Here is a 15,466-nt window from a genome sequence, read left to right as displayed (position 1 = left end):
CTCCCCGATCCTCTCTGGCGCGGCTTTCGCCGCATCCTCGGTACATGTTTTCTGCGTCCCTCCCCGGCGACTCCGGTTGACCGAAATTATGAAATATGGAATCAAATTACGAAATAGGGAATGCAGACGTTCGGGGAGGACAATGTGAGCGACGTAAGTTTTCAGCTTGGCATCGACATCGGGGGGACCTTTACGGATCTCAGCCTGTTGGCGCTGGACGGAGGGGCTTCGCATACCCACAAGGTGGCCAGCACGCCCTCCGCGCCCTCCCGCGCGGTGGCGCGCGGTATCAGCGAGCTGATGTCCTCGGTCGGTAGCACGCCCGACGCGATTTCGTATTTCGTGCATGGCCAGACCATCGCGCTGAACGCCGTGCTGGAACGCCGCGGCGCCCGCTCGGCGCTGATCGTCAGCGAGGGCAATGGCGACATCCTCGAAATCGCGCGGCTTCGGAAGAAGGACATCTTCAACCTCAAGGCGTCGCTGCCCTCGACCATCGTGGCGCGTCAGGACGTCTATGAGATCCCGGTGCGCGGCGACGACGCGGATGCCTCCGCCGGGCTCGCCGCCATCGACGCGGTGATCGCGCAGCTTGCGCCCGAGATCGAGAGCGTCGCGATCTGCCTGCTTGGCGCCTATAACAGCGACGCGGTGGAGCGGCAGCTCGCCGAGCGCATCCGCGAAACGCGCCCCGATCTCTACCTCTCCTGCTCCTCCGATCTCTGGTCCGAGATCCGCGAATACGAGCGCGCCAGCGTCGCCTCGCTCAACGCCTATGTGCAGCCGATCATGAGCCGCTATGTCGACAATCTGGTGATCGACACGCAGGAGGTCGGGCTCGACACCGCGTTGCAGATCACCCAGTCGAACGGCGGCGTGCTGAGCGCGTCGAGCGCCAAGGCCAAGCCGGTGAACACCATGCTCTCGGGGCCGGCCTCGGGTGTGGTGGCGGCGGCCTATGTCGCCGGGCTGAGCGGTGTCGGCGATGCGGTGACGCTGGATATCGGCGGCACCAGCGCCGATTTCTCGATCATCCGCGATGAGGAGCCGGTCTATTCCACCGATGCCGAGATCGGCGATTTTCCCATCGTCATGCCGACAGTGGATGTGTTCGCCGTCGGCGCGGGCGGTGGCTCCATCGCCTGGTTCGATCCCTTCGGCATCCTCAAGCTCGGACCGCAAAGCGCCGGTGCCGAGCCGGGGCCGGCCTGCTATAACCGGGGCGGCACCGAGGCGACGGTGACCGATGCCTATCTGGTGGCGGGCTACATCGACGCCGGGAAGTTCGCCGGAGGCTCGCTGAGCCTCAAGGCAGAGAATGCCTTTGCGGCGGTGGGGCGGATCGCGGAGCGGCTGGGCTGCTCCGCAGAAGATGCCTCGGAGGCGATCCTGCGCCTTGGCACGGCGACGATGACCAGCGCCATCCTTCCGATGATGACCAAGCGCGGGCTCGATCCCCGCGACTTCACGCTCATCGCCTTTGGCGGCGCGGGGCCGACCCATGCCTGTCTGCTGGCCGAGGAGGTGGGGATCGGGCAGATCCTCGTGCCGCCATCGCCGGGCACCATGTGCGCGCTCGGTGCCACCATCGCCGATTACCAGTACAATTACATCCGCAGCCTGCGCAAACCGCTGACCGGGATCGACGCAGACACCATGCGCGCGATTTACGGCGAGCTGGAGCAGGAGGGCCGCGACGCGCTCGCCGCCGAGAACCCGATGATCGAGCGGATCGAAATCGTGCGCTCGGCCAATATGCGCTATGCCGGCCAGGCCTTTGACGTGGACGTGACGCTTCCCGCCGATCTCGAGATCGGCGCGCTGACGCCGGAGCGGCTGGCCGAGGCGTTTCACGACACTTACGAGGCGCTCTATCACAACAGCGAGCGCGACGCGGCGGTGGATCTGGTGTCGCTGCGGGTGCGGGTCTTCGGGCGCCGCGCGAAACCGTCGCTGCCGCCGGCAAGGCAGCGCGATGACGCCGGGACAATTGCCGCCATCGGCAGCCGCCCGATCTATCACGGCGGGCAGGCGCATGAGGCCTCGGTCTATCGCCGCGAGGATTTCTGCGCCGGCGACAGCGTCGCCGGCCCTGCCGTGGTCGAGCAGTTCGACACGACCACGGTCGTGACGCCGGGCTTTACCGCCCGCTGCGATGCCGCCGGAAACCTCCTCCTGACCAACACCAAGCGGGGGCAAGACCAATGACCCGGAAACTTTCTGCCCTGCGCACCGACTCCGCCCAGCTCGATATCTTCGTGCAGCGCTTCCGCTCCATCGCCGAAGAGATGGGCTATGCGCTGCAACGCACCGGCCACACCGCCTTTGTGAACGAGACCGCCGATCTTGGCGTGGCGCTCGTCACCCCCGAGGGCGAGATCTTCGGTTATCCGCACAGCATCGGCATCACCATGTTCGCCAATCTCGACTTCACGTCGATGATCGGTGAGTTCGACAGCTACGCGCCGGGCGACGTGCTGATCTGCAACGACCCCTATCGCAGTGCAGGGCTCTCCTCGCACCTGCCCGATATCAGCCTGCTGGCGCCGATCTTTCACGACGGCACGCTGGTCTGTTTCGCCTATGCCTATGTGCATTCGACCGATGTCGGCGGGCGCGTCGCGGGCAGCCTCTCGCCGTCGAGCTACGAGATCTATCAGGAAGGCATCCGCATTCCGCCCTCGCATCTCTACCGCGCGGGCGAGCTGAATGACGAGCTGATCAACCTCATCCTCTGCAACTGCCGGGTGCCGCATGACAACTGGGGCGACCTGAAAGCCATGGTGACCGCGTTGCGCGTGGCCGACCGGCGGGTCGGCGAATGCGTCGAGAAATACGGGCTCGCCGGTGTCACCGACGCCATGGGCGACGTGCTGAACTACAGCGAGATGCGTGCCCGCGCGGTGATCGCGGGCATTCCCGACGGCACCTACCGCTTTGCCGATTATCTCGACGACGACGTGGTTTCGGACATTCCGATCAAGTTCTGTGTCGCGCTCACCGTGAAGGGCGACGAGATGGAGGTGGATTTCACCGGCACCGACTCGCAGCTTCGCACCGCGTTCAACATCTTTTCGGACGGGCAGGCGCATCCCTGGCTGGTCTACACGATCATGTTCGTGCTGCTGACCATCGACCGCGACATTCCGGTGAATGCCGGGCTGATGCGCTCGGTCAGCGTGGTGACCCAGCCGGGCTCTGTGGTGAACTGCAAGGCGCCGGCGGCGGTCGGGCTGCGCACCACCACAGGCGTGCGGGTGCAGGACGCCATTCGCGGCGCGCTGGCGCAGGCACTCCCGCGCGAGATCCCCGCCGCCGGCGCCGGCTACATCGCCCCCATCGTCTTTACCGAGCCGGATCTCGCCAAGGGCGGGCTCAAGGTCAATGTGCTGGAGCCCATGGTGGGCGGCACCGGCGGGCATGAGGATGGCGACGGGCTGAACGCGCGCGACGTGGTGGATATCGCCAACCTGCGCAACAGCCCCATCGAGATCGTCGAGAGCGTCTCGGGCGTGCGCATCCTGAAATACGCGCTGCGCCCGGACTCGGGCGGGGCTGGCAGGCATCGCGGCGGGCTTGGCATCGTCTTCGAGTTCGAGGTGCTGGAGCATGACTGTCTGGTGACCGCACGCGGTCAGGAGCGGCACCGGTTCCGGCCCTGGGGCGTTCTGGGCGGGCAGTGCGGCGAAAAGGCCGCGGTCTATATCCGGCGCTCTGGCGCGGAAGACTTCGAGCCGCTCGACAAGATCGACTCGCTTCAGGTCGATTGCGGCGATGTGCTGCGCGTGCTCACCCCCGGCGGTGGCGGCTATGGCTCGCCCTTCGAGCGCGACCCGGAAATGGTACTGCACGATCTGCGCAACGGGCTGATCTCGGAGCAGGCGGCGCGCGATGCCTATGGTGTCGTGCTGAGCGAGGGTGCCGTGGATGGCGCCGCCACCGAGGCGCTGCGGCGCGAGCGGGGCGGGCAGGGGCAGCCGGCGATGTTCAACTTCGGCCCTGAACGCGATGCCTATGAGGCGGTCTGGACCGAAGAGGCCTGGGCGCGGCTGATCGCGCATGTCTTTACCCTGCCAGTGCCGTTGCGCGCCTCGATGCGCGGGCGGCTCTGGAACGCGGCGCAGCGTCTTGCGGACGAGCGCGGCACGGCCCTGACGGCGGCGGATATCGACCGCTGCTGGACCGAAGCGATCCCCGCCGGCATCGCGCAGCGCCACACGGCGCAGGGCGGCGCGGCGGATATGTCGAAGGCATCGTAATGACAGCCTCTTCGCATATCCCGCTGCGCCGGATGCCCCGGGGCGTGATCCGCATCAGCGAGATCGCCGTCGCGCTGTCGGGCGTGGTGATGGCGCTCATGGTGCTGCATGTGGTCACCGATGTCGGGCTTCGTTACGTGGTCGGCGTGCCGCTCTCCGGCACGACCGAGATCGTCTCGCGCTATTACATGGTGACGCTGATCTTTCTGCCCATCGCCTATGTGCAGATCACCGATCAGAACATCAGTGCGAGCCTCGTCAGCGATCTGCTGTCCTCGCGCTGGCGCATCCTGCTCGATTGCCTGACCTCTGTGCTGATGGCGATCTATGGCGGGTTGCTCGCCTGGCGCATCGGGGTGGAGGCGATGCGCGCCACCGCCGTGTCCGAGCAGATCCAGACCTCGGCCTTCTTCCTGCCGACCTGGCCCTCGCGCTGGATTCCGGTGCTGGCGATGGCGCTGGTGGTGATCGTGTCGCTGCTCGGGCTTGCCGTGCAGATCATGCGCTTTGTCCGCCACGACCAAGCCGCCCATGAAGAAACCGAGACGGGGGCGCTGCCATGAGTCCCCTCGCCATCGGTTTCTGGGGCATGGGGATCGCGCTGTTCCTCATCGCCCTGCGGGTGCCCATCGGGCTGGCGCTCGGGCTCGTGGCCTTTGTCGGCATCGCGATCCTGACGAGCTGGAACGCCGCCTTCAGCATCCTCGGCCTCATCCCCTTCGAGACCGCCGCCAGCTGGGAGCTTTCGGCCATCCCGATGTTCCTGCTGATGGGTGCGCTGGCCTTCCGCTCGGGCCTGACCACGGCGCTCTTCGATGCGGCGCGGCTCTGGCTGGGCTGGCTGCCCGGCGGCGTGGCGGTGGCGACGAACTTTGCCTGCGCCGGCTTTGCGGCGGCGTCGGGGTCGAGCCTCGCCACCACGCTGACCATGGGCCGCATCGCGCTGCCCGAAATGAAAAAGACCGGCTACGACATGGGGCTCGCCACCGGGGTGGTCGCCTCGGCGGGCACGCTGGGCTCGCTCATTCCACCGAGCGTGCTGATGATCCTGATCGGCGTTTTCGCACAAACCTCGATCATCAAGCTCTTTGTGGCCGGCATCATTCCCGGCCTGATCTCGGCGCTGGCCTTTGCGCTGATGATCATCCTGCGCGCCAAGCTGCAACCGCATGTCGCCCCGCGCGACAGCGAGCGCACAAGCTGGCGCGCCAAGTTCCGTGCCATGGCGGGCATCTGGCCGCTGCCGGTGCTGGTGCTTGGGGTGATCGGCGGCATCTATAGCGGCATCGTCACCGCCACCGAGGCAGGCGCGTTCGGCGCGGCGCTGACCTTCGTGATTGCGCTCGCCAATGGCACGCTCTCCTGGCCCGTGATCAAGGCCAGCTTCTGGGACGCGCTTGTCGGCACCGCGACGCTGTTCTTCATCGTGCTCGGCGCGGTGTTACTGACGCGGTTCCTGGCCTTCTCGGGCCTGCCGATGTTCCTGGCGCAGTTCATGGCGGAGTCGAACATCTCGCCGCTTGCGGTGATCCTGATCTCAGGCGCCTGCTTTCTGGTGCTGGGGATGTTCCTCGACCCGCTCGGCCTGCTGTTCCTGACGCTGCCGATCATGCTGCCGATCTTCAAGACGGTCGGGCTCGACCTGACGCTGATGGGCGTGCTGATCGTGAAATTCGTCGAGATCGGCCTGATGTCGCCGCCGGTCGGGCTGAACGTGTTTGCCGTGAAATCGCTCGTGGGCTCGGACGTGCCGCTCACGACGATCTTCAGGGGGGTGTTGTGGTTCCTGGTGGTGGATCTCGCGGTGATCGGTCTGCTGATCGCATTCCCCGAGATAACGCTGTTTTTGCCAAGAGTTATGGGACTTTAGGAGCGGTCGGAACGAACGGCCGGAATTCGGGAGGAGAAACGAAAATGCAGAAGAGACTGCACAAACTGATAGGGCTTTTCGCCGGCACCGCAATTGTCGGCATGGCCAGCGCCGCCAGCGCGGACCGGCTGATGTACAACACCTTCATGCCGCCGCTGGCCATCGAGGCGGTCGAGGCGCAGGCATTCTTCGAGGATCTGTCGGAGACCACCGGCGGCGATCTTTCGGCGCAGGTCTTTGTCGGCGGCCAGATGCTTGGCGGCAATGCCACGCTGGGCGGCATCCGCGACGGGGTGGTCGATGGCGGTTTCATCGTGCCGACGCTGAATTCCAGCGAGATCCCGCATGTGGCGATGCTGCCCGAGCTGCTGCCCTTCGCCGATGATTTCTGGGCCGCCGCCGGCGCGACGAACGAAACCATGATGCTGAACTGCGCCGAATGCATCGCCGATCTGGAGCATCAGAACGCGGTCTGGCTGGGCGGGCACGCGGCCTCGCCCTGGTATCTCATGTGCGCCGAGCCCATCGAACAGTTCTCCGATCTGTCCGGGCGCAAGATCCGCGTCACCGGCGGTTTTGCGGTCCGGCTGATCAACGCGCTGGGTGCCGTGCCGGTGTCGCTCCCGGCGAGCGAGGTCGGTCCGGCGCTGCAACAGGGGCAGGTCGATTGCGCCGTCGGCAACCTCGCCTGGCTTGAGACGCTGGGGCTGATCGACTCCGTCAGCAGCATCGTCGACCAGCCCATCGGCAGCTATCACGGGCTTGGCGAATTCGTCTTCAACAAGGGCTCGGTCGACAGGCTCGACCCGGCGAACCGCGAGGCGCTGCTGTCGAAGATCCCGGGCCGGATCGCGCAGATCACCAAGACCTATGCCGATCAGGAGGCCTCGGCCCGCACTGCCGGTAAGGAGAAGGGCATCGTCTTCTGGCAACCCGATGACGCCTACAACGAGGCGATGGAGGATTTCCGCTCGCGCGAACTCGACGCGGTGGCCGCCGATATCGTTAAGCTTGGCGGATCGGCCGATGCAGAGGCGATCGTGCGCCAGCATATCGAGACGCTGGAGCGCTGGAAGGGGCTCGTCGCGGATGTCGAGGGCGACCCGGAGGCCTTTGCCGAACTGCTTGAGCGCGAGGTGTTCTCGAAGCTCGGTCAATAACCAAAACGGGCCCGGGGTCTCTCCCACCCTCTCAGGGCGGGCGCCTCCTCCGCGCCGCAACCCGGGCCCGAAACGCCCCCGTCCGCGCCTTTCTCCCATTGCGCGGGCGGGGGCTCCGTCAACTTTGGATGGAAAGCCACATGGCGACAGAAACGACAGACAGCGCTGCACCGGATCTGGCCTCGGGCCGGGTCCGGTTTGGCGCGCGCGCCCGGTTCGGCATCATCATGCCCTCGGGCAACCGCGTTGCGGAGGGCGAGCTCGCGGCGATGATGCCATGGGATATCTCGCTGCATGTCACGCGGCTGCGGCTCACCGGCAGCTCGCCCGAAGAGCTCGACGCGATGACGCGGGATATCGACGGTGCCGCGGCGCTGGTCGGCGATGTGGCGCCCGCGCTGGTGGGGTTCCACTGCACCGCCGTCTCGACCCAGAGCGCCGCACGTGAGGCGGATATCCTCGCGCGGGCGCGCGCGGCGTCGGGCAGCGATGTGGTGGCGACGTCAGAGGCGGTGGTCGCGGCGCTGGAGGCGCTTTCGGCGCGCAAAATCGTGCTCGTCACGCCCTATCTCGACCACATCGTCGAAAGCGAGGTCGCTTTCCTCAACCGCCACGGGATCGCCGTTGCCGATGCCTTTGGCCAGGGTCTCAACACCACCGCCGAGATGGCCGAGGCCGATCCGGCGCTCTGGTACGATCTGACCCACCAGCGGCAGACCCCCGAGGCAGAGGCGTATTTCCTCAGCTGCACCGCGATCCGCTCGCTTGAGACCGTGGCGCCGCTGGAGGCGATCCTCGGCAAACCCGTGATCACCAGCAATCAGGTCATGGCGTGGCATCTGCTGCGCCGCGCCGGTCTGTCCGACCGGCCCGAGGGCTTCGGCTGCCTGCTGAGCCAACATTGAAACACCAACCGGAACATATGAAGGAGAAGACAGTATGAACGATCTGACACCATCGCGCGTGGAAACGCCGCTGCCGTCCGAGGAGACCGGGGTCTGGGGGAGCGATATCTTTGCGGAAGTGCTGCGTGGGCTTGGCGTGAAATACGTTGCGCTGAACCCGGGGTCGAGCTTTCGCGGGCTGCATGACAGCCTCGTCAACAAGCTCGGCAACCACGATCCGCAGATGCTGCTCTGCCTGCACGAGGAACATGCGGTGGCCATCGCCCACGGCTATGCCAAGGTGACCGGCGAGCCGCTGGCGGTGATCCTGCACAGCAATGTCGGGCTGATGCACGGCACCATGGCGATCTTCAACGCCTGGTGCGACCGGGTGCCGGTGCTGATCTATGGCGCGACCGGCCCGGTGGACGCGGCGATGCGGCGGCCGTGGATCGACTGGCTGCACACCTGCCGCGACCAGGCCTCGATGATCCGCAATTACGTGAAATGGGACGATCAGCCCGCCTCGATGGGCGCGGCCATCGAATCCATGCTGCGCGCCGATGTGATCGCGCGCACCGCGCCCTTCGGGCCGACCTATGTGAATTTCGACGTGTCGATCCAGGAAAAGCAGCATGAGAGCGTGCCGGCGCTGCCCGATTACGCCCGCTACCAGCCGCCGATGCCCGCCGATCCCTCAGCCACGGGCGTGGCGCAGGCCGCCGCGCTGCTGAAGGGTGCCAGGAGCCCGGTGATCCTGGCGGGCCGCGTGTCGCGCGATCCGGCGGACTGGGCGCGGCGCGTGGCGCTGGCCGAGGCGCTGGGGGCCGAGGTGCTGACCGATATCCGTATCGGCGCCTCCTTCCCGACCGATCACCCGCAACATCGCGGCAAGCCGGCCTTCTTCATCGACGACGCGGCGGGCGAGGTGCTGCGCCGCGCCGACGTGATCCTCAGCCTCGACTGGCTCGACGTGGCCGGCACGCTGAAGCTCGGCGGCGAGATCAAGGCCAAGGTCATTCAGGCCTCCGTCGACTATCAGCTGCACAATGGCTGGGGCATGGAGCATCAGGCGCTGCCGGCGCTCGACCTGCACCTTGCCAGCACGCCGGACGCGGCGGTGCATGCGCTTGCCGACGCGCTCGGCGTGGGCGCGGGCACGCTGCCCGAGGATCTGCCGGTGAAGCCGGCGCTCGACGCGCCGCCCGCCGACACGCCGCTCGATATCATGACGCTGGCCGGCGCGCTCGGCGAGGGGCTGGACGGGGTCTGCGCCTCGATGGTGCGGCTGCCGCTGGGCTGGGCCGGCGAGAGCTGGCATTTCCGTCACCCGCTCGACTTCCTGGGCTCCGATGGCGGCGCCGGGATCGGCTCGGGTCCGGGCATGCTGATCGGCGCCGCGCTGGCGCTGAAGGACAGCGACCGGCTGCCGGTGGCGGTGCTCGGCGACGGCGATTTCATGATGGCGGCCTCGGCCTTCTGGACGGCGGCGCATTACGGCACGCCGTTCCTGGCGGTGGTGTCGAACAACCGCTCCTTCTACAATGACGAGGTGCATCAGGAGCGCGTCGCCGTGGCGCGCAACCGCCCGGTCGAGAACAAGTGGATCGGCCAGCGCATCGGCGATCCGGATATCGACATCGCCGGCGTGGCGCGTGCGCAGGGCTGCGAGGGCATCGGGCCGGTCACCACGGCGGGCGAGCTGGTCGAGGCGGTGCGCAAGGGCATCGCCATGGTGCAGGAGGGTAAGAGCGTGGTGATCGACGCCCGTGTCCAGCCCGGCTACAACCCCAACATGGTCGCCGGCCTGACGCGGAGCGAGTGATCATGGCGCCGAAGATCTATATCGCCCGCGATCCGGTGCTGGAGGAGGTGCTCGACAGCGCCTCCGCCAAGCTCGCGGAAAAGGGCTGGGAGGTGATCCGGGGGCCGGAGGTGGTGCCCGGGGTGCCGCGCAGGCTGTCGGAGGAGGAGCGCGCGGCGCTCCTCACCGATGTCGACCTGATCGTGGCAAGCTCGCGCTCGCGGCTGAGCGAGGCGGATCTCGACGCCTCGCCCCGGCTGCGCGCGCTGGTCTTTCCGACCATCGGGGTGGATGCGGTCGATCTGGAGGCCTGCGCGTCGCGCGGGCTTCTGGTGGCCAATGGCGCCACGCCGGAGAACTTTCTGGCGATGTCCGAGGCGACGGTGATGCTGATGCTGGTGCTGCTTTACCGGCTGCATGAATCCGAGCGTCTGCTGCGCGAGAACGCGCCGCGTCCGCAGGTGATGTACGGGCGGATGCTGCGCGGCCGGACGGTGGGGCTCATCGGCTCGGGCCGGATCGGCGGCGGGGTGATCGCGCGCCTGGCGGCGTGGGAGCCGGCGGAGATCCTGGTGCACGACCCGTTCCTGCCGCCGGAGACGGCGCCGGCGGGCGTGCGTCTGGTGGGCCGCGACGAGCTGCTGGAAAAGGCGGATGTGATCAGCCTGCATGTGCCGCTGAACGACGAGACCAGGGGCATGCTGGGCGAGGCGGAGCTGCGGCAGATGAAGCCCGACGCGATCCTGGTGAACACCTCGCGCGGCGGGCTCATCGACGAGGACGCGCTGGTGCGGGTGATGCGCGACGGCCATCTGGCGGGGGCGGGTCTCGACGTGACCGAGACCGAGCCGCTGCCGATGGACCACCCGCTGCGCTCGCTCGACCGGGTGATCCTGACGCCGCATATCCTCGGCCACACGATCGACCTTTACACGGTCATGCCCGAGGTTCTCGTGGAAAACGCCACCCGCCTGATGGCGGGCGACCTGCCGCTCTACACCAGAAACCCCGGGGTCGAGCCCGACTGGCGAAAACGTCTCGACAGTATCGGATGACGAAAGAACAGGGGCCCGCGACGACATCGCGGGCCCCTGTCACATTCGCGCCTGAGCGGGCATCCTATTTGAACAGCCAGCCTTGCAGATGCCGGTTCAGGAACGGCACCAGATAACGCGCGTTCAGCCCCGTCAGAAGCAGCGCGACGATGAAGAGCGAGATCGGTTTCGGCATATTGGCCGTCACCGGGCTCAGCCCGTAGACCAGCCCGATCAGCGCCGGATAGACGGCGATCATGCTCACCGTCCAGCGTTTCCAGAAGGCCGGCACCTTCTGCGCGGGCGGTGCGGGGTTTGCCGGCTTGGCGCGGCATTGTGCGGTCGAGGCGGTCACATGCGGATCAGCGCCCATCTCTGCGGCCAGCCTGTCGAGCGGGTTGGCATCGCTCTCGGCCATGTCGCGGACGCCGAGCGCGATGCGGAACCGCCGCGTCGCGCCGTCCGGCTTCTCGCTGAACTCGAATGTCTCGACGCCGGGCTGCTGCCGGAGCTCGGCCATTGCCTCGGTGAGCGTCGCGGCGATGCGGGCGGCATGCGCCTCATCGACCGATAGGGAAAGGGAAACGCGGCGGGCCTCTGCATCCGGGGCCTTGCCGAGGGTATTCGAACTGTCTGGCATCCGCAGAACATCCTGTTGTCGTCTGGTTCGCGGGATGCGCCGAATGCGCCCCCCGGAACGGCCATGTGGCCACCGGTCAGGATGGCCACATGTGAGTTTGTCTAAAAGGGCGGATAAGCGCCTCTAGGCACTTTTCTTTTCCGCCGCCTTTGGCAGCCGCAGCAGGTGCCGCCCGACCAGCGCGGCGATCAGCAGCATGCTGACCAGCGCGATGACCGGGTAAGGGCAGACCGCTCCCACCGCCGCGAGCGTCAGCAGCAGCCTTTCGAGCGTGCTCAGGTTGCGCCCCATGGAGCCTTCGACCGAGATCGCGATGGCCCCCGTCGCCATCGCCGCGCCGACCACGGCAAGCGTGTTCGACAGCGGATCCAGCGTCAGCAGGATGCCGGGGTTCCAGACGAAGGCGAAGGGCAGCAGAAAGCCCACAACCGCAAGCCGCACCGCCGAGAAGGCGATCTTGAACGGGTCTTCGTCGGCGATGGCCGAGGCGGCGATGGCGGCCACGGCAATCGGCGGGGTCAGAGCCGAGAGGATCGCATAGTAGAGCAGGAACATCTGGCTCGGCAGCGTCGGGAAGCCGAGCTTGGCCAGCGCCGGCCCGACCAGAACGGCGGCGAGGATATAGGCGCTCGGTGTCGGCATCCCGAGACCGAGGATGATCGTCACGATGGCGGAAATCACCAGCGTCAGGATCGGCTGCGCGTTGCTGAGCTCCAGGATCACATTGGCCGACTTCATCCCGAGACCGGTCATCGAGAGCCCGCCGATCACCAGCCCGGCGGCGGCGCAGGCGCCGGCCACGGGCAGGATCTGGAGCGTCGTGGTGCCCAGCCCCTCGACGATCTGCCAGGGTGTCATCCGGGTTTCCTTGAGGATCATCGACGCCACAATGGTCGCCGCGACGCCCACACCGGCGGTGAAGGTCGGCGAATAGCCGAGCATCAGCGCGACAACGATGCCCACGATGGGGATCAGGAACACCCAGCCGGTCTTGAAGGTCTCGGCCACGGTCGGGATCTCGCCCTCGGAAGGGCGCAGATCGAGCCTTACGGCACGCAGGTGAACCTGCGCAAAGACGCCGGCATAGTAGAAGAGTGCCGGCAGCAATGCGGCCAGAACGATCTCGTTATACGAAATCCCCGAATACTCGGCCATGATGAAGGCGGCGGAGCCCATGATCGGCGGCATCGCGCTGCCGCCGGTGGAGGCGGCGACCTCGACGGCGCCGGCAAAGCGCGCGCTGTAGCCCAGTCGCTTCATCACCGGGATGGTGATCGAGCCGGTGGCCACCACGTCCGAGGTCGGGCTGCCCGACATCGTGCCGTAAAGGCCGGAGGAAATGACGGCGATCTTGGCCGGACCGCCGCGCGAACGGCCGGTGACCAGCGAGGCGACGTTGAAGAAGAAGTCGCCGCCGCCGGCTTTCGACAGGAAGGTGCCGAACATCACGAAGAGGAAGACATAGCTTGCCACAACCTGGATCGGCACGCCGAACAGCCCGTCGGTGGTAAAGACCAGGATGTCGAGCAGATAGCTGAACTCGCTGACCCGGTGCCCGAAGGGCGGGGGCAGGAGGTAACCGAAGAGGTTGTAGATCAGGAACAGCATGACGACGCCGGTCAACCCCAGGCCGGTTGTGCGGCGGGTCGCTTCGAGCGTGAGGAACAGCAGCGCCGAGCCAAAGAACAGCTGGTCGGGCGTGAAGGCGTCGAGCAGGCTGATACGATCCGCGATCGCGTCGGTGCTCATGAAGAAGTAGATGCCGCAGGCGAGGCTCAGCGCCGAGAGAACCCAGTCGTAGAACGGGATCTCGTCAGGCGCCCGCGACGTCGCGCCGACGGCGAGGAAGAGGATGGTGAAGATGCCCGAGATGAACAGGATCCCGAGGATCAGCGGGTCGGAGATGACGAAGAGGTTTGCATAGATCACCCAGAGGGCGAAGGCGGCGGCGAGGATCACCACGGCCTTGCGCATCCGGGGGCCGAGGCTCCGGCGGCGGCCGGTTTCCGTTAGCGAGGGAATCATTCTGCCTGTCCCATTTCACGGCGGCGCATCGCGGGTGATTCGCATGCCGGCATGGTTCCGTCGGTCGCGCTCTGGCGCGACGGGTTGAGCCGGCCGCATCCATGGGCCGGTGCCGCGTTGCGCACCACGGACCTCATATATGAGATGACGTCGGAGACGCTCGCGAATCGTAAGCTGGCGGTCTCTAATACCATGTATTACCTCCCTGTTTTCCTGCGCAGGCCGGGCTGTCCGGCGTCGCGCGTTCCCCTGACCGGATGAGGAGGCGACCCTTGCGAAGTCACGGAATCCTCCCCCGGAAATCTAGATTCTTAGAGATCTATGTTTAATGGCGGGTTTTCGTATGTCAACTTTGTATCTTTTCGGCAGGGAGCTGGCGGGCCGTCCGCAAGATCCATCCGCAAGCGCTATTGACAGCTTTTACTTAGATAGCTAAGAATAATCGAAACGCAAAACCCAAAGAGCCGGCGTTGTCGTCGGCAGAGTTGATTGCTGGAGGGAGGCCTTAATGCTTACGCCTGAAGAGAACGAACTGCTGACCCGTGTGACCGGCGATGCGCCGATGGCGAAACTGATGCGTCAACACTGGACCCCGGTTTGTCTGATGGAAGAAGTCGCCGAACCCGACGGCAAGCCGCTGCGCGTCGAGGTGCTGGGCGAGAGCTATGTCGCCTTCCGCGACACCAAGGGCCGTCTCGGCATGCTCGACGAGCTTTGCCCGCATCGTAAGGCGTCGCTGGTTTACGGCCGCAACGAGGAATGCGGCCTGCGCTGCCTCTATCACGGCTGGAAGATGGACGTGGACGGCAATGTCGTGGCCATGTCGTCGGAGCCCGAGGGCAGCCCGCTGATGGACAAGGTCAAGGCGCGCTCCTACCCCGTGCGCGAGTGGGGCGGCTTCGTCTGGGCCTGGCTTGGCGACAAGGACGAAATGCCCGAGTTTCAGGCGCCGGCCTTCGCCCCCGAAGAGGACACGCCGGTCTCGATCCTCAAGATCCGCGTGCCGGCGAACTGGGCACAGATCCACGAGGGCCAGATCGACAGCGCGCACTCCTCGTCGCTGCACTCCTCCAACATGGTGCCGGCGCGTGTCGAAGGCGCCTCCGCCGACGATAAATCCTGGTATCGCCCGTCGACCGACAAGTCGCCGCGCATGCAGACGGAAACCACCAGCTACGGGTTCCACTACGCGGCGATCCGCAAGCCGATCAAGAATTCGGCCACGCATAATTATCTGCGCATCACCGAATTCGTCGCGCCGTACTACTCGCTGATCCCGCCGAACAACAACTACAAGGTGGCCAGCGTTATCGTGCCGATCAACGACGACGAGACCGCGTTCCACTTCATCGCCTTTGGTGGCCCGAACGTGCCCTCCACCGAGGAATGGCGCAAGTTCGCCCATGCGGTGCCGGGGGTCGATGTCGACCACAAGTGGCGCACCGTGCGGACTCTGGAAAACGACTTCATGCAGGATCGCGAGCGCATGAAGGAAGGTCACTTCACCGGCGTCGACGGCATCCCGAACGAGGATATCGTGATGTGGGTGTCGATGGGCAGCCGCGTGCAGCGTCACACCGACACGCTGGGCGCCTCGGACCTTGCCATTGTCGAGTTCCGCCGCCTGATGGCCGATGCCGCCAAGAAGGTCGCCGAGGGCGGTACCGCGATCGGCACAGATTCCGACGTGCCGCAGGCGAATATCGCCTCGCATGAGGGTGTCTATCCGAAAGAGGTGGACTGGCGCACGCTTGTGAAGCCCACGGGCGCCACCCAGGCCGCGGAATAAC

General features: G+C 66.2%; 11 protein-coding genes. 9 read left to right on the top strand and 2 right to left on the bottom strand.

Features of this window, described 5'->3' with window-relative positions; translation table 11 throughout:
- Positions 1-144 precede the first annotated feature (144 nt).
- The 8 genes from Ga0080574_RS10750 to Ga0080574_RS10715 all read left to right on the top strand — a co-directional run bounded on the left by Ga0080574_RS10750 (position 145) and on the right by Ga0080574_RS10715 (position 11,032).
- Positions 145-2,208: a hydantoinase/oxoprolinase family protein gene (locus Ga0080574_RS10750; RefSeq protein ID WP_198039802.1), complete on the top strand. Its 2,064-nt coding sequence runs from the start codon at positions 145-147 to the stop codon at positions 2,206-2,208.
- Positions 2,205-4,259, top strand: coding sequence for a hydantoinase B/oxoprolinase family protein (locus Ga0080574_RS10745; protein WP_076698596.1), 2,055 nt, complete (start codon positions 2,205-2,207; stop codon positions 4,257-4,259). Before Ga0080574_RS10750 ends, Ga0080574_RS10745 begins: the two co-directional genes overlap by 4 nt.
- Positions 4,259-4,822, top strand: a complete 564-nt coding sequence (locus Ga0080574_RS10740; protein WP_076698593.1) for a TRAP transporter small permease — start codon at positions 4,259-4,261, stop codon at positions 4,820-4,822. The genes Ga0080574_RS10745 and Ga0080574_RS10740 overlap by 1 nt, the downstream gene beginning before the upstream one ends.
- Positions 4,819-6,129 (top strand): TRAP transporter large permease, encoded by a 1,311-nt coding sequence (locus tag Ga0080574_RS10735; protein ID WP_076698590.1) that lies wholly within the window; start codon positions 4,819-4,821, stop codon positions 6,127-6,129. The genes Ga0080574_RS10740 and Ga0080574_RS10735 overlap by 4 nt, the downstream gene beginning before the upstream one ends.
- 44 nt (positions 6,130-6,173) lie before the next feature.
- Positions 6,174-7,289, top strand: a complete 1,116-nt coding sequence (gene dctP, locus Ga0080574_RS10730; protein WP_076698586.1) for a TRAP transporter substrate-binding protein DctP — start codon at positions 6,174-6,176, stop codon at positions 7,287-7,289.
- A 140-nt stretch (positions 7,290-7,429) separates the two neighbouring features.
- Positions 7,430-8,194, top strand: coding sequence for a maleate cis-trans isomerase family protein (locus Ga0080574_RS10725; RefSeq protein ID WP_076698583.1), 765 nt, complete (start codon positions 7,430-7,432; stop codon positions 8,192-8,194).
- A gap of 34 nt (positions 8,195-8,228) precedes the next feature.
- Positions 8,229-9,998, top strand: coding sequence for a thiamine pyrophosphate-binding protein (locus Ga0080574_RS10720; RefSeq protein ID WP_076698580.1), 1,770 nt, complete (start codon positions 8,229-8,231; stop codon positions 9,996-9,998).
- Between the two features lie 2 nt (positions 9,999-10,000).
- A complete protein-coding gene (locus Ga0080574_RS10715; RefSeq protein WP_076698577.1) occupies positions 10,001-11,032 on the top strand; it encodes a 2-hydroxyacid dehydrogenase in 1,032 nt (343 codons plus the stop codon).
- A 64-nt stretch (positions 11,033-11,096) separates the two neighbouring features.
- On the opposite strand, the gene Ga0080574_RS10710 is transcribed toward Ga0080574_RS10715, so the two are convergent.
- Positions 11,097-11,651, bottom strand: a complete 555-nt coding sequence (locus tag Ga0080574_RS10710) for a putative antibiotic biosynthesis monooxygenase (RefSeq protein WP_076698572.1) — start codon at positions 11,649-11,651, stop codon at positions 11,097-11,099.
- 123 nt (positions 11,652-11,774) lie between these two features.
- Positions 11,775-13,676 carry a TRAP transporter permease gene (locus Ga0080574_RS10705; RefSeq protein WP_237219355.1) on the bottom strand — a complete coding sequence of 634 codons (1,902 nt, stop codon included), beginning with the start codon at positions 13,674-13,676 and terminating at the stop codon, positions 11,775-11,777.
- Positions 13,677-14,184: 508 nt separating this feature from the next.
- Here Ga0080574_RS10705 and Ga0080574_RS10700 point away from each other — a divergent pair.
- Positions 14,185-15,465, top strand: a complete 1,281-nt coding sequence (locus Ga0080574_RS10700; RefSeq protein WP_076698566.1) for a Rieske 2Fe-2S domain-containing protein — start codon at positions 14,185-14,187, stop codon at positions 15,463-15,465.
- Position 15,466: the final 1 nt, after the last annotated feature.

The organism is Salipiger abyssi (assembly GCF_001975705.1).
GTDB lineage: Bacteria > Pseudomonadota > Alphaproteobacteria > Rhodobacterales > Rhodobacteraceae > Salipiger > Salipiger abyssi.
Note: the sequence above shows the minus strand (reverse complement) of the source record. Positions and strands in the feature narration are given on the sequence as shown.